This is a genomic window from Microbacterium sp. DT81.1 (genome assembly GCF_049844955.1).
Classification (GTDB): domain Bacteria; phylum Actinomycetota; class Actinomycetes; order Actinomycetales; family Microbacteriaceae; genus Microbacterium.
In genome coordinates, this window is record NZ_JBNCMA010000002.1 from 651,310 (window position 1) to 669,769 (window position 18,460).

At 69.7% G+C, this 18,460-nt stretch carries 17 protein-coding genes and 1 tRNA gene; 13 read left to right on the forward strand and 5 right to left on the reverse strand.

The features are described 5' to 3' along the window. Nucleotides 1-38 precede the first annotated feature (38 nt). Genes ACLQ2Q_RS08295 through ACLQ2Q_RS08305 form a run of 3 tightly spaced genes read left to right on the forward strand, consistent with a single transcriptional unit; the run spans nt 39 to nt 3,067 of the window. Entirely contained in the window at nt 39-800 is a 762-nt protein-coding gene (locus tag ACLQ2Q_RS08295) for an ABC transporter ATP-binding protein (protein ID WP_425819865.1), read from the forward strand. Continuing rightward, nucleotides 797-2,275, forward strand: coding sequence for an FtsX-like permease family protein (locus ACLQ2Q_RS08300; protein ID WP_425819867.1), 1,479 nt, complete (start codon nt 797-799; stop codon nt 2,273-2,275). Before ACLQ2Q_RS08295 ends, ACLQ2Q_RS08300 begins: the two co-directional genes overlap by 4 nt. Nucleotides 2,276-2,323: 48 nt before the next feature. Beyond that, a complete protein-coding gene (locus ACLQ2Q_RS08305) occupies nt 2,324-3,067 on the forward strand; it encodes a hypothetical protein (protein WP_425819869.1) in 744 nt (247 codons plus the stop codon). A 265-nt stretch (nt 3,068-3,332) separates the two neighbouring features. On the opposite strand, the gene ACLQ2Q_RS08310 is transcribed toward ACLQ2Q_RS08305, so the two are convergent. Continuing rightward, nucleotides 3,333-4,877 (reverse strand): amino acid permease, encoded by a 1,545-nt coding sequence (locus tag ACLQ2Q_RS08310; protein WP_425819871.1) that lies wholly within the window; start codon nt 4,875-4,877, stop codon nt 3,333-3,335. 182 nt (nt 4,878-5,059) lie between these two features. Here ACLQ2Q_RS08310 and ACLQ2Q_RS08315 point away from each other — a divergent pair, with 182 nt between their 5' ends. From ACLQ2Q_RS08315 to ACLQ2Q_RS08340, 6 genes are all read left to right on the forward strand, one after another. Then, nucleotides 5,060-6,415: a glutamine synthetase family protein gene (locus ACLQ2Q_RS08315; RefSeq protein ID WP_425819873.1), complete on the forward strand. Its 1,356-nt coding sequence runs from the start codon at nt 5,060-5,062 to the stop codon at nt 6,413-6,415. 208 nt (nt 6,416-6,623) lie between these two features. After that, a complete protein-coding gene (locus ACLQ2Q_RS08320; RefSeq protein ID WP_425819875.1) occupies nt 6,624-7,379 on the forward strand; it encodes a gamma-glutamyl-gamma-aminobutyrate hydrolase family protein in 756 nt (251 codons plus the stop codon). Beyond that, nucleotides 7,376-8,737 (forward strand): aldehyde dehydrogenase family protein, encoded by a 1,362-nt coding sequence (locus tag ACLQ2Q_RS08325; RefSeq protein WP_425819877.1) that lies wholly within the window; start codon nt 7,376-7,378, stop codon nt 8,735-8,737. The genes ACLQ2Q_RS08320 and ACLQ2Q_RS08325 overlap by 4 nt, the downstream gene beginning before the upstream one ends. 42 nt (nt 8,738-8,779) lie before the next feature. Next, nucleotides 8,780-9,559 (forward strand): 3-oxoacyl-ACP reductase, encoded by a 780-nt coding sequence (locus tag ACLQ2Q_RS08330; RefSeq protein ID WP_425819879.1) that lies wholly within the window; start codon nt 8,780-8,782, stop codon nt 9,557-9,559. Between the two features lie 378 nt (nt 9,560-9,937). Further along, the gene (locus ACLQ2Q_RS08335) at nt 9,938-10,654 is read left to right on the forward strand and encodes a FadR/GntR family transcriptional regulator (protein WP_425819881.1); all 717 of its coding nucleotides are present in this window, start codon (nt 9,938-9,940) and stop codon (nt 10,652-10,654) included. Between the two features lie 34 nt (nt 10,655-10,688). Beyond that, nucleotides 10,689-11,099: a dehydrogenase gene (locus ACLQ2Q_RS08340; RefSeq protein ID WP_425819883.1), complete on the forward strand. Its 411-nt coding sequence runs from the start codon at nt 10,689-10,691 to the stop codon at nt 11,097-11,099. 1 nt (nt 11,100) lies between these two features. Here ACLQ2Q_RS08340 and radA read toward each other — a convergent pair whose 3' ends face one another. Further along, a complete protein-coding gene (radA, locus tag ACLQ2Q_RS08345; RefSeq protein ID WP_425819885.1) occupies nt 11,101-12,465 on the reverse strand; it encodes a DNA repair protein RadA in 1,365 nt (454 codons plus the stop codon). A gap of 69 nt (nt 12,466-12,534) precedes the next feature. Between radA and ACLQ2Q_RS08350 the strand changes: the two genes are divergently transcribed. After that, entirely contained in the window at nt 12,535-12,993 is a 459-nt protein-coding gene (locus ACLQ2Q_RS08350) for an SRPBCC domain-containing protein (RefSeq protein WP_425819887.1), read from the forward strand. A 100-nt stretch (nt 12,994-13,093) separates the two neighbouring features. On the opposite strand, the gene ACLQ2Q_RS08355 is transcribed toward ACLQ2Q_RS08350, so the two are convergent. The 3 genes from ACLQ2Q_RS08355 to ACLQ2Q_RS08365 all read right to left on the reverse strand — a co-directional run bounded on the left by ACLQ2Q_RS08355 (nt 13,094) and on the right by ACLQ2Q_RS08365 (nt 16,140). Further along, nucleotides 13,094-14,053, reverse strand: coding sequence for an L-lactate dehydrogenase (locus ACLQ2Q_RS08355; RefSeq protein WP_425819888.1), 960 nt, complete (start codon nt 14,051-14,053; stop codon nt 13,094-13,096). A gap of 60 nt (nt 14,054-14,113) precedes the next feature. After that, complete coding sequence (locus ACLQ2Q_RS08360) at nt 14,114-15,496, reverse strand: MFS transporter (protein WP_425819973.1); 1,383 nt, start codon at nt 15,494-15,496, stop codon at nt 14,114-14,116. A 431-nt stretch (nt 15,497-15,927) separates the two neighbouring features. Beyond that, the gene (locus ACLQ2Q_RS08365; RefSeq protein ID WP_425819890.1) at nt 15,928-16,140 is read right to left on the reverse strand and encodes a hypothetical protein; all 213 of its coding nucleotides are present in this window, start codon (nt 16,138-16,140) and stop codon (nt 15,928-15,930) included. Nucleotides 16,141-16,170: 30 nt separating this feature from the next. Here ACLQ2Q_RS08365 and ACLQ2Q_RS08370 point away from each other — a divergent pair, with 30 nt between their 5' ends. From ACLQ2Q_RS08370 to ACLQ2Q_RS08380, 3 genes are all read left to right on the forward strand, one after another. Next, on the forward strand, nt 16,171-16,527 hold the full coding sequence (locus ACLQ2Q_RS08370) for a hypothetical protein (protein ID WP_425819892.1): 357 nt from the start codon (nt 16,171-16,173) through the stop codon (nt 16,525-16,527). An 85-nt stretch (nt 16,528-16,612) separates the two neighbouring features. After that, a complete protein-coding gene (locus tag ACLQ2Q_RS08375; protein WP_425819894.1) occupies nt 16,613-17,470 on the forward strand; it encodes an LLM class F420-dependent oxidoreductase in 858 nt (285 codons plus the stop codon). 78 nt (nt 17,471-17,548) lie between these two features. Next, nucleotides 17,549-17,639: transfer RNA gene (locus ACLQ2Q_RS08380), tRNA-Ser, on the forward strand. Nucleotides 17,640-18,460 lie beyond the last annotated feature (821 nt).

The following is an 18,460-nucleotide window of genomic DNA, read 5'->3' on the forward strand; positions in this document are numbered from 1 at the left end:
CGACGCGGGCCACGCGATCGGGTTCGTAGCGTCGAAGCATGGAGATCACAACGACAGACCTCGGCCTCGCCGCCCGGGTGCAGCACCTGACGAAGACCTATGGCACGGGCGAGGGCGAGGTGCGCGCCCTCGACGGCGTCAGCGTCGGAATCCGCCGCGGTCAGTTCACCGCCATCATGGGCCCGAGCGGCTCCGGCAAGTCCACCCTCATGCACATCATGGCGGGCCTCGACTCGCCGACGCAGGGGCGCAGCTGGATCGGCGACACCGAGATCACCGGCCTGCCCGACCTCGACCTCACGATCCTTCGCCGGCGCCGCGTCGGCTTCGTCTTCCAGGCGTTCAACCTCGTTCCGACGCTCGACGCGATCGGCAACATCACGCTTCCCTTCGACCTCGACGGCCGCCGGCCGAGCGCCTTGGAGCGTGCCCGCATCGACGGTCTCGTCGAGAGCCTCGGGCTCGGTCCTCGCCTCCGGCACCGCCCGCACCAGCTGAGCGGGGGACAGCAGCAGCGGGTCGCCATCGCCCGCGCGCTCGCGACCGCGCCCGACCTCGTCTTCGCCGACGAGCCGACGGGGAACCTCGATTCCCGCAGCGGTCGAGAGGTGCTCTCGCTGCTCGCCTCCGCGAGCCGCGAGCACGGGCAGAGCATCGCGATGGTGACGCACGACCCGGTCGCCGCGAGCTACGCCGATCGGGTGCTGTTCCTCGGCGACGGGCGCATCGTCGCCGACAAGCCGCGCCAGGCGGCGGCGGACATCAGCTCCTACATGCTCGGGATGGAGGTGGCGGCATGACCGGCGCGACCGTGGATGCGTCTCCGGCGACCGCGCGACTGTGGCCGGCGGCATCCCCTCACCTCGCCTGGCTGCGCGATCGCGGCATGGGCGCGAGCATCCTCGTCGCCGCGCTCTCGAGCGCCTTCGGAGCCGTGCTGCTCAGCGCGACCGGGTACATCGCGGCCGTGCTGACCGCGAATCCGTACATCGGCGACAGCGAGACCCTCGGTTTCGTGCTGGGCATCGTCTCGGTGATCTTCCTCGGCATCGCCATCTACGTCGGCGCCATCGTGACCGCGAACACGTTCTCGACAGTGGTGGCGGGGCGCACCCGCCGGATCGCCCTGATGCGGCTGGTGGGGGCATCCGCGCGGTCGCAGCGGGCGGATGTCGCGCGCCAGGGCCTGCTCGTCGGCGTTCTCGGGGCGATGCTCGGCCTGCTCGCGGGCACCGGCTTCTCCGCCGCCTGCGTCGCCGTCGCGGGAACCCTGCTCGGCGTCGACGGGGTGTCCTACTCGGTCGTGCACGGGGCGCTCCTGATCCCCGCCGCGATCGTCGCGGCGACCACATGGGCCGCCGCCTGGGTCGGCTCGCGCCGCGTGCTGTCCGTCACCCCGCTGCAGGCGCTCGGCGGCTCGGTGGAGACGGCGCATGACGACCTCGCGCACCGCAAGGGCCGCAACGCGGTGGCGATCACCCTGTTCGCACTCGGCGCTCTGCTGCTCGCGGCGGGCATCGCGCTCGGACTCCTCGTTCCGTTCGGGCTGATCGTCGCGTTCTTCGGAGGCCTCCTCTCCTTCTCCGGGCTCGTGCTCGGGGCCGCGGTCTTCATGCCGCCGGTGCTGCGGCTGGTCGGCCGGTGGTTCGGTCGATCGGCGCCCGCGCGCCTCGCGGCCGAGAACGCGCTACGGTATCCCGAACGCTCGTCGCGGATGGCCATCGGCATCGTCATCGGCGTCACACTGATCACCATGTTCGCGGTGGCGCTTGAAACCACCAAGGCGGTGCTCACCGCCTCGGCCGGGGGCTCCCTCGCACCCGACCTCGTGACCGTGCTCGACACGTTCGTCGCGATCGTCACGGTGCTGATCGGGGTGAGCGCCGTCATCGCCGCCGTGGGGCTGGTCAACCTGCTCACGCTCGGGATCGTGCAGCGCCGCCGGGAGCTCGGGCTGTTGCGGGCGCTCGGCCTCTCGAACGCGCAGGTGCGGCGGATGGTGCTGGCCGAGGCTGCCCACGTCACCATCGCGGCGGTCGCCTCAGGGCTCGTGCTGGGAGTCGCGTACGGGTGGGCGGGCGCGCAGTCGCTGCTCGGATCGGTGCGGGTGTCGCCGGATTCGCCCACGGGCGGTCTGCTTGTGGCGCCGGCGATGCCCTGGCTGACGCTGCTGGCCGTCGTCCTCGCGGCCGCGGCGCTCGCGCTGATCGGGGCGGTCGTGCCGACCCGGCTCGCCACCAGGGTCGCGCCGGTCGAGGCGCTGGCCGCGGACTGACGCGCCGCGTCTGCGGGGTGTTCCGGCGGCCGGGCTTAGCCTTGATGCATGGCCACAGAACGCGTCCGCAGGCGCACCTCCCCGGCCGTCTACCGCCGGCGGCGGCTGATGCTGCTGCTCGGCATCCTGCTCGTCGCCGCCCTCGTCGCCTGGCTGTTCATCGCCCAGCCGTGGAGGGGGACGGCGGCGGAGGGGACCGCCGCCGCACCGACCCCGTCGGCCACTCCCACCGCGCAGGGCGCCACCGAGGTGCCGGTGCCCACTGACGAGACGCCGGCCGCCCCACCAGCGCCCTCGCCACCGCCTACGCCGTCCTCGACGCCCGCAGCTTCGTCGACGCCCAGCGCCTCATCCGAAGCAAGCGCCTCATCGAAACCGAGCGCCGGCCCCTGCGTCGCCTCGGAGATCGAGGTCGTCGCGCTGACCGACAAGGAGAGCTACCAGGCCGGCGAGAATCCGCAGCTCAGCATCCAGCTCACCAATCGTGGCACGCGGGACTGCACCCTCAACGTCGGAACGACCACCCAGTCGTTCACCGTCTCCAGCGGCGCCGACACCTGGTGGCGATCGACCGACTGCCAGACCGAGCCGAGTGATATGGTGGTGCTCCTCACGGCGGGTCAGACCGTCGCCAGCGCTGCTCCGCTGACCTGGGACCGCACGCGGTCGACGGTCGAGAGCTGCCAGGATCCCAATCGGCAGCGGGCGCCTGGCGCAGGTTCTTCGTACCACGTGAGCGTCGGGATCGGCGGAATCCCGTCCATCGAGACGAAGCAGTTCCTGCTCTTCTGACCTCGGTGAAAATGTCCCCCGAAGAGGGGACAGACCGAATCGGGAAGATTCACTAGGTTGATTAGTGAGCTCACGTGCGCACCTCTCAACCGTCCCCAGCGGTGAGGTAGCGAGCACGGCGAGCGATGGGCCCTCTCGAGTTGTCCAGTCCCCAATGGAGAACTCGAGAGGGCCCCTTCTTTTTGCCCTGACACCGGGCCTCCCGGCTGACACCGGGCAGACAGAAGGCGGGCGCGTCCCAGACGCGCCCGCCCCATCCCCCGTGCTAGGGCTTTTCTCCGAAGACCTGGGGCTCCATCGCGTCGTACCCTTCGGCCTGCGGGTCGCCGTGCGTTCCCCCGGAGAGGGCGTACTCCTCTTCGGGAGAGAGCACCAGGCGGTGGCGGAAGAACAGGGCGAAGCCGATCAGGATCACGACGTAGACGATGGCGATGGCGATGATCGCGGGCACGAACGTCGGATTCAGCAGGAATCCGACGAAGATGAGCGCCGCGATCACCGCGGCGATGACGGCGCCGGGGATGCCCCACGGACTGCGGTACGGGCGGCTCGCGTTCGGGAACTTCCTGCGGAGGATGATGAACGAGATCATCTGGAGCAGGTAGGCGAGAACCGCGCCCCACACGGCGATGTTCAGCACGATGGCGCCGGCAACGGCCCCCGCGCCCTCGTTCAAGGCGGCGACGGTATCGAGCACCACGAGGGCGATGAATCCGATGACCGCGCCGACGGTGAGGGCGACCCACGGCGTCTGACGCTTGCCCGTGAGCGAGAGGAAGCGCGGGTAGTAGCCCGCACGGGAGAGGGAGTACATGTTGCGGCCGTACGCGAACATGATGCCCTGCAGTGAGGCGAGCAGCCCGACGAGCGCGAAGAGGGCCAGCAGGGCCGCGAGCTGGTCTCCCACGATCGCGCGGAATCCGTCGAGCAGCGGCTCGGCGGCGACGCCCGTGGCCTCTGCCCCGATGACTCCGGTGTTCAGGAAGAGCACCAGAAGGCCTGTGACGATCAGCGTCCCGCGGGCCCAGAAGCCCGCCTTCGGGATGTCGCGCACCGGGTCGTGAGACTCCTCCGCGGCGAGGGGAAGCTCTTCGATGCCGAGGAAGAACCACATCGCGAACGGCAGGGCGAACAGGATCGGCACCACGCCATGCGGCAGGAAGACCGTCTGACCGGGATCGGGCTCGATGTCCCACAGCGCATCCCACGAGAAGGCGCCGCTGAACAGTGACATGAGCGAGAAGATCAGGATGATGCCGATCGAGATGATGGACACCACGATCGCGAACCTGAAGGAGATGGCCGCGCCCGCGGAGTTCAGCGCGATGAAGACGACGTAGAGGATGATCCACCACACCCACGTCGGCATGGAGAAGTTCAGCAGCTCGCTCGTGATGGCATCGGCGTAGGAGGCCGAGAAGTACACAATCACCGCGGTCGTCGCGACGTACTCGATCGTCTCGGCGGCGCCGGTGATGAGACCGCCCCACGGGCCCATGGCGGAACGGGCGAAGGAGTACGCGCCGCCCGTGTGCGGCATCGCGGCGGCCATCTCGCCGATCGAGAAGATCATGCCGTAGTACATGGCGACGAGGATGACGAAGGCGATCAGCATCCCCCCGAAACCGGCGAACTCGATGCCGAAGTTCCAGCCGGAGAAGTCACCGGAGATCACCGCGGCGACCGCAAGACCCCACAGCCCCCATATCCCGGCGGAGCGTTTCAGTGTGCGCTTTTCGAAGTAGCCGTCGCCTGCTCGCTGGTATGTGGCTCCCGCGACTTTTCTGGCGTCACCGCTCGAGTGGGACATTCGACCTCCGGAGGGCATTCGGGTGAGGCGCCGGGCGCACCTTGGGCATGATTGTGATGCCTATTGGTACTCGTTGTCTACCTTTGAAGCCAAGTTTCCCCCTACAGTTAGGCTCGTCACGCGGATGATCGGCTCGCCCAATGGTGGGATACGCGCCGACGGTGCCACACGAAGGGATGCGCATGGCGGGAAACCTGACGAGTGCCGAGCTGGATGCCGCGATCGGTGCCGGTGAGATCGACACCGTGATCATCGCCTTCCCCGACGCGCAGGGCCGACTCGTCGGCAAGCGCGTCTCGGCACGCTTCTGGCGCGATGTCGTGCTGCCGCACGGCGCCGAGGCCTGCAACTATCTCCTCTCGGTCGATGTCGACCTGAACACCGTCGAGGGGTATCCGATGTCGAGCTGGGAGACCGGCTACGGCGACATGATGCTGATCCCGGATATCGACACGCTGCGCGTGCTGCCGTGGCAGCAGGGCACGGCGCTGGTGATGGCCGACCTCGGGTGGGAGAACGGCGACCGCGTCGTGCAGTCGCCACGCGACATCCTGAATCGCCAGCGCGAGCGCCTCGCCGAACGCGGCCTCGTCGCCTTCGCCGGCACCGAGTTGGAGTTCATCGTCTTCGACGACTCGTACCGCGAGGCGTGGGCCAAGGGGTACCGGGGGCTGACGCCCTCGACCGACTACAACGTCGACTACAACCTGCTCGCCACGACCCGCCTCGAGCCGCTGCTGCGCGACATCCGCGTGGGCATGGACGGCGCCGGCATGTACTCCGAGGGCGTCAAGGGCGAGTGCAACCTTGGTCAGCAGGAGATCGCGTTCCGCTACGCCGAGGCGCTGCAGACCTGCGATGACCACACGATCTACAAGAACGGCGCGAAGGAGATCGCCGACCGCCACGGCAAGGCGCTCACGTTCATGGCGAAATTCAACGAGCGCGAGGGCAACAGCTGCCACATTCACCTGTCTGTGCGTGCGGACTCCGGTGACACCGTGATGTCGGGGGACGGGGAGCACGGCTTCAGCCCGCTGATGGGCCACTGGATCGCCGGGGTCCTTGCCACTCTGCGGGAGTTCACCTTCCTCTATGCACCCACGATCAACTCGTACAAGCGGTTCGCGAAGGGTTCGTTCGCCCCGACCGGCGTGGCATGGGGCATCGACAACCGCACGTGCGCGCTGCGCGTGGTCGGGCACGGGTCGGGTCTGCGGGTCGAGAACCGGGTGCCGGGCGGCGACGTGAACCCCTACCTCGCGGTGTCCGCGATCATCGCCGGTGGGTTGCACGGCATCGAGCACGAACTGCCCCTGCCCGATCCGCTGACCGGCAACGCCTATGCGGCCGGGGGAGAGACCTTGCCGACGACGTTGCGGGAGGCGGCGGCACTCTTCGACGGATCCGCGATCGCTCGCGCAGCCTTCGGCGACGACATGGTCGAGCACTACCTGAACCAGGCGCGCATCGAGGTGGAGGCGTTCGATGCGGCCGTGACCGACTGGGAGAGGGTCCGTGGTTTCGAACGACTCTGACGCCGACGCTTCGACAGGCTCAGCGACCGGGGCTGGGTCGGCGGCCGGCCGGCATCCGGTCCCCGAGCTTGTCGAGGGGTCGAGCGACGCTTCGACTGGCTCAGCGACGGGGGCTGGGTCGGCGGCCGGCCGGCATCCGGTCCCCGAGCTTGTCGAGGGGTCGAGCGACGCTTCGACTGGCTCAGGAACCGACCAAGGGCGTGCGCCCGTGATCGGCCTCACGACGTACCTCGAGCAGACGAAGTACGGCGTCTGGGACGTGCGCGCCGGACTCCTGCCGCAGCAGTACTTCGACGGCGTCACCGGATCCGGCGGAGTCGCCGTGCTTCTCCCGCCACAGCCGCGGGTCGACGCCGCTGCGGCGGCCGTGCTCGACGGCCTCGACGGGCTGATCCTCACCGGCGGACTCGACATCGATCCCGAGCGGTACGGTGCGGAGCGGCATCCGGAGACCAACCCGCCCCGCGAAGACCGCGACGAATGGGAGTTCGCCCTCCTGCGCGGCGCGGAAGAGCGCGGGATGCCGGTCTTCGGCATCTGCCGTGGACTTCAGGTGATCAACGTCGCGCACGGCGGCACGCTGCACCAGCATCTGCCCGATGCTCTGGGCACGGAGCGTTACCGGATCGGCCGCGCCCAGTTCGCGACGAACACCGCGGTGGTCGATGCCGGTACCCGCCTCGCCGGCATCGTCGGCGCCGGCGAGATCGAGGTGCACAGCTACCACCACCAGGGCGTCGACGGCCTCGGCGAGGGCCTCATCCCGACAGCCCGCACCGACGACGAGCTCGTGTACGCATTCGAGGCGCCCGGCGAGCAGTACCTCGTCGCCGTGCAGTGGCATCCGGAGCAGAACTCCGAGGACCGGAGGCTGTTCGCGGCGCTCGTCGCCGCGGCATCCGTGTATGCGGATTCACGCGGCTCACGCCCGAACACGCACTCGGGGCAGGAGGTCGGCGCGTGAGCTTCACCGTCATCAATCCGGCCACCGCGACGCCGCTGCAGGAGGTGTCGCGCGCGTCGATCGCCGAGGTCGATGAGGCAGTGGCGCGTGCCGGTGCAGCGCAGCGCTCTTGGGCGGCCCTTCCGCCGGTCGCCCGAGCCGACGCGCTGCGCTCGTTCGCCCGGTTGGTCGAAGAGAACGCCGACCAGCTCGCGTGGCTCGAGGTCGCCAACTCAGGCCACCCGATCGGCTCGGCGCGGTGGGAGGCCGGGCACGTCGCCCAGGTGCTGAACTACTACGCCGGCGCGCCCGAGCGCCTCTCGGGGCGCCAGATCCCGGTCGCCGGTGGGCTCGATGTGACTTTTCACGAGCCGTACGGCGTCGTCGGGATCATCGTGCCGTGGAACTTCCCGATGACGATCGCGTCGTGGGGTTTTGCACCGGCGCTCGCCGCCGGGAACGCGGTGCTGGTCAAGCCGGCCGAGCTCACCCCGCTCACGGCGGTGCGCCTCGGCGAGCTGGCGCTGCTCGCGGGGCTTCCGGACGGGCTGTTCCAGGTGATCACGGGCCAGGGGTCGGTCGTCGGCGAGCGCTTCGTCAGCCACCCCGACGTGCGCAAGGTCGTGTTCACCGGCTCCACCGAGGTCGGCATGGATGTCGCCGCCGGCTGCGCCAGGATGCTCAAGCCGGTGACGCTCGAGCTCGGGGGCAAGAGCGCGAACCTCATCTTCGACGACGCCGACCTCGAGCGAGCCGCCGCCGCAGCGCCCGGTGCGGTGTTCGACAACGCCGGCCAGGACTGCTGCGCTCGCAGCCGCATCCTCGTGCAGCGCTCTGTGTTCGATCGGTTCCTCGAGTTGCTCGAGCCGGCCGTGCAGGCGTGGCGCGTCGGTGATCCACGGCTCGAGGACACCGAGATGGGACCGCTGATCTCGTCGGCGCACCGCGACACGGTGTCGTCGTTCCTCGACGGGGTCGATGTGGCGTTCCGGGGGTCGGCGCCGGACGGGGAGGGGTTCTGGTTCCCTCCGACCGTGGTGCTGCCGGCATCCGCGCGCGACCGCATTGCGCAGAAGGAGGTCTTCGGCCCGGTGGTGGCGGTGCTGCCGTTCGAGGACGACGCCGACGGCATCCGTCTTGCGAATGACACCGATTTCGGGCTCGCCGGTTCCATCTGGACCGAGAACCTGGGCCGCGCCGTACGCGTCTCTCGAGGCGTGCAGAGCGGTGTGCTGTCCGTGAACTCGCACTCCTCCGTGCGCTATTCGACCCCGTTCGGCGGCATGAAGCAGTCGGGGCTCGGCCGTGAGCTGGGGCCCGACGCCGCGGAGCACTTCACCCAGACGAAGAACGTCTTCTTCGCGACCGACCCTGATTGAGCGACATCCACCGCCTCTCGCGACCCATAGGGAGCAGCATCCATGACGATCGACCTCACCCAGAGGCTCAAGGACCGCGTCGCGGTCATCACCGGCGGCGCGAGCGGCATCGGCCTCGCGACGGCGCGGCGCTTCGCCGCCGAGGGCGCGCTGGTCGTGATCGCCGACCTCGACCCGGAGACGGGGGAGGCCGCGGCATCCGAAGTCGGCGGGGTGTTCTTCCCGGTGGATGTCGCCGATGAAGCACGGGTCGATGCCCTCTTCGACGGGGTCTTCGAGCGGTGGGGCCGCCTGGACATCGCGTTCAACAACGCCGGGATCTCGCCCGCCGACGACGACTCGATCGAGACGACAGGCCTGCCTGCGTGGGACAGGGTGCAGGACGTGAACCTGAAGAGCGTGTTCCTGTGCTCCCGAGCGGCGCTGCGGCACATGGTTCCGCAGCGCCGCGGATCGATCATCAACACGGCGTCCTTCGTGGCACTGCTCGGCTCGGCGACGTCGCAGATCAGCTACACCGCCTCGAAGGGCGGCGTGCTCGCGATGACCCGCGAGCTCGGGGTGCAGTTCGCGCGGCAGGGCATCCGCGTCAACGCCCTCTGCCCGGGCCCCGTGAACACCGCGTTGCTGCAGGAACTGTTCGCCAAGGACCCGGAGCGCGCGCAGCGGCGCCTCGTGCACGTGCCGATGGGCAGGTTCGCGGAGCCCGAGGAGCTCGCGGCCGCCGTCGCGTTCCTCGCCTCGGACGACGCGTCCTTCATCACTGCCTCCACGTTCGTCGTCGACGGAGGCATCTCGAGCGCCTACGTCACCCCGCTCTAGGTGCGCCCGTGTGCACCGGGGAGCAGATCTGCGCGCGAACCGGCCTCCGGGCCCGGCGCATTGGGGTTGCGTGCCCCGATCTGCGCCCGGGTGCCCGGCGCCTCTCGGACACGATGCAGGAGATCCGGGGCGCCGGCGGCGGCCGGCCGGATCTGCGCCCGGGTGCCCGGCGCCTCTCGGACACGATGCAGGAGGCCCGGGGCGCCGGCGGCGCCTACCGCCGCGACAAACCTCGAGCGCGGTGGATCTCCTGCGTTGTGTCCGGCGGGCCGAGCACCCGGGAGCAGAATGGAGCGGGCGCCGGCCCGGGGACCCCGGTCCGGGGCCCGGAGCGGGCCGATCTGCTCCCGTGTGCACGTCGAGCCGGAGGCTGAGCCCGTGACCGAAGCGCCGCTCGAGGAGGTGCGCCGTGCCGTGTACCGGCCGGTGCGGCAGGGCAACGCCCTCGAAGACACGGTCGCGCGCCTCGTGCAGACGATACGGCTGGGGGTCGTCGCGCCGCGGGAGTCGCTGCCACCCGAACGAGAACTGGCGGGGCTCTACGCCGTCAGCCGCGACACGGTACGGGAGGCGATCCGGGAGCTCGCCGATGCCGGGTACCTCGTCCGGCGGCGGGGCCGCTACGGCGGCACATTCGTCGCGGATCCCCTCCCGCGCCCCGCCGACCCGGAGACGGTCACGGCCGAGGAGCTCGAAGACGTGCTCGGTCTCCGCCGGGTGCTCGAGGGGGGCGGGGCCCGCGCAGCCGCCGCCCGCACTCTGACCGCCGCCGAGCGCGACGCCCTCTGGCAGCGGCACGTCGAGCTGCAGGGCGCCGGCGAGGCCGAGTACCGCCGGCTCGACTCCCTGCTGCACCTGACCGTCGCCGAGGCCGCCGGCATCCCGACCCTCGTCTCCCTCGTCGCGGAGAATCGCGCCCGAGTCAACGCGTGGCTCGACACGTTTCCTCTGCTGGCGCGCAACATCGAGCACTCGAACGCGCAGCACGAGCGCATCGTCGCGGCGATCCTCGCCGGGCAGCCGGATGCCGCGTCGGCGGCTATGCTCGAGCACCTGGCCGGCTCCGAAGCGCTGCTGCGCGGATTCCTGGGGTGATCGCCGGTCAGGAGGCCGCGGCTACGCTGGAACGATGGCCGCCGCATCCTCTCGCAAGAAGAAGGGCGCTCCGCTGGAGTTCCGGTCCGAGGCGCTCGCACAGGCGCTCGAGAAGCAGGACATCGCAGCGGTCGCCCTGGCTCTCCGCAACGGCACCACGGTGGTGCCTCTGCTGAAGCCCGGTCCGCGCGACAACCCGCTCGACGGCGGCGAGGTGTGGACGTACCGGGATGCCGCCACCGGCGACGTCGCGCTGCTGCTGTTCAGCGACGCGAAGAACAAGCCGGCGAACCTGCCGCCCGGCGTCGGCGTCTACTCGCCGGACTGGCTGCGGGCCTTCCTGGCCGCGCACCACGACACGATCACGACGGTGTTCCTCGACATCGCGGGCCCGCACCCGATGCAGGCGTCGCCCGACGAGCTGCTGAAGGCGCTCGACGCCTGACTCAGAACTCCGGGATGTCGTCGCCCGGGCGCGCGCGTCCGCGCACCTTGATGTCGCCCAGGGCCCCGCGCAGGTTCTTCGACCGCTCATCGATCAGCTGCTTGTAGCCGAGCCGCGTGGCCTCGGTGCGCCGCTGGCCGGCCTGTGTCACCGGGCGGATCTCGCCCGCGAGGCTGAGCTCGCCGATCGCGGCGATGCCCTGCGGCACCGCACTGTTGTCGATCGATCCGGCCACAGCGACCGCGATCGCGAGGTCGGCGGCCGGTTCGGTGAATCGCACCCCACCGACGGTGGAGACGTAGACGTCGAGGTCGGACACCTTGATGTTCGCGCGCCGCTCGAGCACCGCGAGCACCATCGCGACCCGTGAGGCGTCGACGCCGTTCACGATGCGCCGTGGGTTCGGGGCGGTGGTGCGGATGGTCAGGGCCTGCACCTCGACCGGCATCGCCCGCTTGCCCTCGAGCGCGATCGCAACACAGGTACCCGGCACGGGCGCCCCCCGGCTCAGGAAGAGGCTGCTCGGATCGGGCACCTCGGCGATGCCCGAGCCGGTCATCTCGAAGCACCCGACCTCGTCGGTCGGGCCGAACCGGTTTTTCAGCGCCCGCACGAAGCGGAGGGAGGTGTGCGGGTCTCCCTCGAACTGGCAGACCACGTCGACCAGGTGCTCGAGCAGGCGGGGTCCCGCGACCTGGCCGTCCTTGGTCACGTGTCCGACCAGGACGATGGGGAGCCCGCGGTCCTTCGCGACCCGGATGAGGGTGGAGGCGACCTCGCGCACCTGGCTGGGATGCCCGGCCATGCCTTCCGACAGCGAGGACGACACGGTCTGCACGGAGTCGACGATCACGAGCTCTGGCCGCACCTCGTCGATGTGCCCGAGGATCGTGGCGAGGTCGGTCTCGCTCGCGAGGTAGAGCTCGTCGTGCAGCGCGCCGGTGCGTTCCGCGCGGAGGCGCACCTGGGCGGGCGACTCCTCGGCGCTCGCATAGAGCACCCGCCGGCCGGCGCGAGCGCTCTGCGCCGCGACCTCGAGCAGAAGGGTCGACTTGCCCACGCCGGGCTCGCCGCTCAGCAGGATGGCCGCGCCGGGGACGATGCCGCCGCCGAGCACGCGGTCGAACTCGCCGACTCCGCTCGTGCGCCGCGGTGCCTCGCTCGTGTCGATGGACGTGATCGGCCGTGCCGCCCGCTCACCCGTCGGGGCGACCGCGGCGATCTGGCGCAGGATGCCGGTCTGCTCCGCGGCCTCAACAACCGTTCCCCACTGCTGGCATTCCGCGCAGCGGCCGGCCCACTTCGGTGTCGTCCACCCGCATTCGGTGCAGCGATACGCGGCGGGAGCGGGGCGACGGGTGGCCATGGTTTCAGGCTAACCCGCGCCCCCGACATCCACTCTTGCGACATCGCGAAGGCTACGTATGCTGTCGGCATGCGCGTCGACTCGGCATCCCGCCTTCTCGCAGCACCGCCCCACGCGATCTTCCGGGCCTTCATCGACCCGGATCTGCTGAGCGCCTGGCTGCCCCCCGAAGGGGCGTCGGGCCGACTCCAGAGTTTCGACCCGGCAGTGGGGGGCGGCTTCCGCATGGTGCTGACCTTCGACGCCCCAGACGCACGCGGCAAGTTCACCCAGGACTCGGATGTCGCCGAGACGCGCATCGTGGCGCTCGAGCCCCCGAACCGGGTGGTGTGGGAGGTCGACTTCCCCTCGGACGACCCGGCGTTCGCGGGCACGATGACGATGGCCTGGAGCTTCGCGGCGGGCGAGGTGGGCACCCTCGTCACGGTGCGGTGCACGGACGTGCCACCGGGCATCGACCCCCGGGACCATGCCGTCGGGCTCGCCTCGTCGCTGGCCAAGCTCGACCACGTCGTCTCGTCCGCCTGAGCGCGGACCGCGCGCAGGCTCGCCGGGTCAGGAGTACTCCCCGCGGGCGGTTTTCGGCCGTCGTGACCCTGTCGAGCCTGAATCCCGCACCGGCGCGGCGTCAGCGAACGGGTCGCAGGCTCTGGATCACCGTGCCGAGGGCGTCGGAGGATCGACGGAGCAGCGCGACCTCCTCGTCGGAGAAAGGCGTCTCGCGGATCGGCACCGCACCCGAAGCGCTGACGATCGACGGCACCGACAGCGCGATCCCGTCCACCCCGCGGAAATCGCTCAGCACCGTGCTCACCGGCATCACCGCGTGCTCGTCGTTGAGCACCGCCTCCACGATCCGGGCGCTCGAGAGCCCGATCGCGTAGTTCGTCGCGCCCTTGCCCTGGATGACCATGTAGGCGGCGTCCCGGACGTCGATCGCGATCGAGTCGAGCTCGTCCTTCGTCATCCGCGGATGCCCCTCGGTCTCCCATTCGAGGATGGGGACCGTGCCGATCGTGGCCTTGGACCAGAGCGGAAACTCGGTGTCGCCGTGCTCACCGACGATGTAGGCGTGCACGCTGCTCGTCGAGACGCCGGCGCGTTCGCCGAGCTTCCACCGGAGCCGTGAGGTGTCAAGCACGGTGCCCGAGGAGAAGATGCGCTCGCGGGGGAGTCCGGATGCCTCGGCGGCGAGCACCGTGAGCACGTCGCAGGGGTTCGTGACGAGCACGTAGACCGCGTTCGGCGCGACCTCGAGCAGCTGCGGCATCATGGTCGCGATGATTCCGGCGTTGACCCCCGCGAGCTCGATGCGGCTCTGCCCGGGGTTCTGCTTCGCGCCGGCGGTGATCACGACGATATGCGAGCCCTCCACGACGGAGATGTCCGAGCCGCCGACGATGTCGCTGGCGCCCGTGAACTGGGTGCCGTGCGCGAGGTCCAGCACTTCGGCCTCCACCTTGGCGGTGGCGATGTCGTAGAGGGCGACGTGGCGGGCGGAGCCCCGGATGAGGGCCGCGTACGCGACGCTGGCTCCGACGCTTCCGGCGCCGACGACGGCGAGTTTGGAGTTCTCGATCACGCTCATGTGGCCAGTCTGGCAGGGTGACGCACCCCTCCGGCAGGGTCGGGGGCCCGCTCGGCGGGGCTATTCGGATGCCGCGGGTGCGACCGTCGCGGCGCCCACGGGAGTCCGGTTCCGGATGCCGAGGAACGACACGATGCCGCCCGTCGCCATGAAGATCGCGGTGACGATGGCCGCTCGGTGGAACCCGTCGAGGTCGAGGGCGCCGCCGACGATGGTCGCCAGCATCGCGATCGTCAGCAGTCCGGCGACCCGTGACACGGCGTTGTTTACCGCCGATGCGATGCCCGAGCGCTCGGGGTCGATCGCCCCCAGCACCGCAGACGTCAACGGCGACACGGTGATCGCGAGCCCGAGTCCCATGAGGATCATGCTGGGCAGCACCTGCTGCCAGTAGGAGAAGTCCTCGGAGACCATGAGCAGAAGAAGGGCCCCGACCGCCATCGTCAGCGGGCCGATCGTCATGAAGAGCCGCGGCCCCCACTTGCCCGCGAGGGTCCCGACCCGTGAGCTGAGAAGGATCAGGAGGATCGTCGTCGGGAGGCTCGCGAGCCCGGCCGCCGTGGCCGCCAGCCCGGCACCCTGCTGGAGGTAGACGCCCACGACGAAGCCGTTCAAGGCGAGTGCTCCATAGATGAAGAGGGTCGCAGCGTTGCCCGCCGAGAAGTTGCGCACCCGGAAGAGGCCGAGAGGCAGGATCGGGTTCGTCACAGTGCGCTGGCGCAGCACGAAGCCGGCGAACAACGCGATGCCGGCGAGCAGCGGGATCAAGGTGGCCGGTGCGGCCCATCCCTGGTTCGGCTGCTCGATGAGGGCGTAGACGGCGGCCCCGAGGCCGAACGTGCACATGGCCGCGCCCAGCCAGTCGATGGAAGCGTCGGGGCGGCGGATGTCGCGATGCTCGATGCGCGGAAGAAGCCAGAGGGTGATCGCGATCGGGACGACGTTGATGAGGAAGGCGAAGCGCCACGAGAGCAAGTCGACGAACATCCCGCCTACCAGCGGGCCGGCGATCATGGCCGAGGTCGTCAAGGCGGTCCAGATGCCGATGGCGCGGCCCTGTGCGGCTCCCGAGAAGGTGGAGGTGATGAGGGCGAGCGAGCTCGGCACGAGGAAGGCGCCTGCGGCGCCCTGCACCGCCCGCGCGATGATGAGCACCTCGGGGTTCGGCGCCGCAGCGATCGCGATGGACGCGATGCCGAATCCGATGAGCCCGATGCGCAGCACGAGCTTTCGGCCGTACGCGTCGCTGACCGAGCCCGCGACGAGGATGAGCGCACTGAGCGTGATGAGGTAGGCATCCACCACCCACTGCTGGGTCGTGAGACCCCCGCCGAGCTCGCGGCCGATCGCGGGAAGGGCCACGTTCACGACGGTGCCGTCGAGGAACACCACGAACGATGCGAGAACGGCGATCGTCAGAACCAGGCGCTGTTCACGGGTCATGGTTTCTGCCACACCCTCAACCTAGGCCGCTGCGGTCTCACCCCGGCTCGTCTGCCGAGTTGCGCTCCGTTTCGCTCCTCTTGCGCGCACGCTCCCCGCAGTGGCAGGTTGGTGCGGTTCCACCTCACGCGAAAGCGAGACACCATTGCACAGCCCCAGGGCGCACTCCTCGTGGGAAGCGTCAACTATCCGGATGCCGAGACCACGATCCGCACCGCCGCCCAGGTGCTCGGCGGCCGGGTGAAGCGGATCCCCGACGGCGAGGTGGGGCCCCGGTTCCACTGGATCCTGTTCCAGCCGGACGTGCTCGCTCGGGCGGAGGGAATCGAACGGATCGGGGACGCGCCGATCCTGGTGAAGGGCCTGGATGCGCGCCCGCTGCGCGTCGCGGACGGGGTAGACCCGGCATCCATCCGCTTCCCCGCCCTCGGCTATGCCGCGGCCGCGATCGAGTCGTACGCGGTGTTCACGCGGCTGCGTGAGGAGGGCGTCGTGCCCGAGGGCGTGCGGTTCCAGGTGTCGCTGCCGACGCCGGTCGCCGTCGTCGGCGCGTTCTTTCCGGAGGACAGCGGGCCGCCATCGAGCCGGTCTACCGCGACGCGCTCTTCGGAGAGCTCGACACGATCCTCGACGCGATCCCGCACGGGGACCTGGCGATCCAGTGGGACAACGCCGTGGAGTTCCAGATCATCGAGCAGGCCACGTACGCGGCACGAGGCAAGGGTGCCCTCGAATCGTGGTGGGGCGAGACCTGGGCCGGGCTCACCGCCCGCGCCGTCGAGCAGGCCGGGCGGGTGCCGATTGATGTGGAGGTCGGCTTTCATCTCTGCTACGGCGACGCGGGGGAGAAGCACTTCGTCGGGCTCGTGCACCGGGAGGACGGCGCGGAGGGCGCTCGCCGTCGGGTCGAGGCGGCCAAGCGTCACGTCGAGCGGTTCGGGGTCGCGACGGAGTGCGGCTGCGGGCGCGCGCCGGCGGATGCCACCGAGGGACTGCTGCGCACGCACGCGGAGGTCGCCGCTGCCTGGTGAGCCCTGGCTCTGGTCCGGTCCAGCGGCCCCAGCCTGAACGAGGACCGGATACGGCATCCGGCGTCGACAGGATGGAACGCTCGGCATGGAATTCGGACTTCACATCGCGGACTACACGTGGAGCAGCGGGCAGCGGCAACTCGGACCGGCGCTCGCCGCGCACGTGCGCAACGCCGAGGCCGCCGGCATCCAGCGCATCACGGTGATGGACCACTTCTGGCAGCTGCCGGGCATCGGACCGGTCGAGCACGAGATGCTCGAGGCGTACGCGACGCTGGGGTTTCTCGTCGCGCACACCGAGAAGGCGCTGCTGCATACGCTCGTCACGGGGGTCATCTACCGAGAACCCGCGCTGCTGGCGAAGCAGGTGACGACGCTCGACGTGCTGTCGGGCGGACGCGTCGGACTGGGGATCGGCGCCGCGTGGAACGAGCAGGAGTCCAAGGGGCTCGGCTTCGAGTTCCCGCCGATGGCAGAGCGCTTCCGGCAGCTGGAGGAGACGATCCAGATCTGCCTGCAGCTGTGGTCGGACTCGGAGGAGCCCTACGAGGGCGCGATCTGGCAGCTCGAGCGGACGCTGAACTCCCCGCAGAGCATCGCGCGGCCGCATCCGTATCTCATGATCGGCGGCGGGGGCGAGAAGAAGACGCTGCGCCTGGTGGCGCAGTACGCGGATGCCTGCAACCTGGGTCTCAGTCCGGAGACCGCGCGCAAGCTCGACGTGCTGCGCGCGCATTGCGACGCCGTCGGCAGGAACTACGACGACATCGAGAAGACGGCGATGATCCCCGTCGACCCGGAGTCGACTCCGGCCACCGTCGCCTCGACGATGAGGGACCTGAGCGCTCTCGGCTTCACCGCGACCTATGTGTACGCGGTCGGCTACCCTGAGCCGGAGCGCGTGGTCGAGCTGCTCGCGGGAGCGACGGACGAGCTGGCGTGACGGATGCCGCGGCCGCCGGGGCGGGTTGTGTCGGCGGTCGATTCGCGGCGCGGGTCGGTGTGACGTAAACTCTTCGGCGGTGACGTGTCCGAGCGGCCGAAGGTGCAACTCTCGAAAAGTTGTGTAGGGTAACCCCCTACCGTGGGTTCAAATCCCACCGTCACCGCCAAGTTATGCCTGATCAGCGCCATATTTTGTGGCGCTGATCGTCGTTTGAGTAAAGTCTGAGTAAAGCTGACGCGGCGTGTCGCTTACTCGTTCTTTACCCACAACGTCGTTTCCGCCCTCGGCATGGGCTCTGGATCCGCGTGGTTCTGCGGTCCCGCTCGGCTTCCTACCGTGGGTACCTTGCCCACCGCAGGTGCGAAAGGGCGGAGAGTTCAAATCCCTCTGTCTCGCTGAAAAACCCTGGTAGAACGGAGTTTCATGGTTCTCAGCTGACCCGTAGCGCCAAGTCGAGCACGCGGAGCTTCTCCAAGTGACCCCCAGGTGACCCCCGGCGGTCTCGCCTCTTCCTCGATGGATTCCTCCGCGCCGCAAGTCTTCGCACGCGAGCGCGTCGATGCTGCTCGCAAGGACGTGTGGATGCACAGCAAGGACCGTCCGTGGCCCGTCGCCGAGATACCTTGCCACCTCGTGCACGGGAGTTCCGAGCCTCAGGCACGTTCATGCCGCGAAGTGCCGCAGGGCGTGGCGCGGGAAGCCCAGCGGGAACTTTGGCACGACACCTGCCTGCAGCTCCCCACCTGCTTGGTTGGCGAAGAGATAGTCTCCGCGGGACTTTCCCGTTGCGTGCCGCCGGAAGATTGCGAGGGCGCGGGGATAGCGGCGCGGGGCGCTTGCCGCGCCGCCATTTCGGGTGAGCCCACGGTCATAGCCAACTCGTGCCGCGCAGACCGGCCCAAGATCTCGAACCATCGGTCAGGACATCGCTTGAACCGGAGGCATCGGGCCCCGTACCTCATGCACGGCGACATTCTCAGCGCGAGT

Bases quoted from the DNA above. Each gene is read 5' to 3' on its own strand.
- ACLQ2Q_RS08360 (WP_425819973.1), bottom strand. From the start codon at position 15,496: ATGACCCGTGAACAGCGCCTGGTTCTGACGATCGCCGTTCTCGCATCG.
- ACLQ2Q_RS08355 (WP_425819888.1), bottom strand. From the start codon at position 14,053: ATGAGCGTGATCGAGAACTCCAAACTCGCCGTCGTCGGCGCCGGAAGC.
- ACLQ2Q_RS08375 (WP_425819894.1), top strand. From the start codon at position 16,613: ATGGAATTCGGACTTCACATCGCGGACTACACGTGGAGCAGCGGGCAG.
- ACLQ2Q_RS08330 (WP_425819879.1), top strand. From the start codon at position 8,780: ATGACGATCGACCTCACCCAGAGGCTCAAGGACCGCGTCGCGGTCATC.
- radA (WP_425819885.1), bottom strand. From the start codon at position 12,465: ATGGCCACCCGTCGCCCCGCTCCCGCCGCGTATCGCTGCACCGAATGC.
- ACLQ2Q_RS08350 (WP_425819887.1), top strand. From the start codon at position 12,535: ATGCGCGTCGACTCGGCATCCCGCCTTCTCGCAGCACCGCCCCACGCG.
- ACLQ2Q_RS08295 (WP_425819865.1), top strand. From the start codon at position 39: ATGGAGATCACAACGACAGACCTCGGCCTCGCCGCCCGGGTGCAGCAC.
- ACLQ2Q_RS08340 (WP_425819883.1), top strand. From the start codon at position 10,689: ATGGCCGCCGCATCCTCTCGCAAGAAGAAGGGCGCTCCGCTGGAGTTC.
- ACLQ2Q_RS08300 (WP_425819867.1), top strand. From the start codon at position 797: ATGACCGGCGCGACCGTGGATGCGTCTCCGGCGACCGCGCGACTGTGG.
- ACLQ2Q_RS08305 (WP_425819869.1), top strand. From the start codon at position 2,324: ATGGCCACAGAACGCGTCCGCAGGCGCACCTCCCCGGCCGTCTACCGC.
- ACLQ2Q_RS08315 (WP_425819873.1), top strand. From the start codon at position 5,060: ATGGCGGGAAACCTGACGAGTGCCGAGCTGGATGCCGCGATCGGTGCC.
- ACLQ2Q_RS08310 (WP_425819871.1), bottom strand. From the start codon at position 4,877: ATGTCCCACTCGAGCGGTGACGCCAGAAAAGTCGCGGGAGCCACATAC.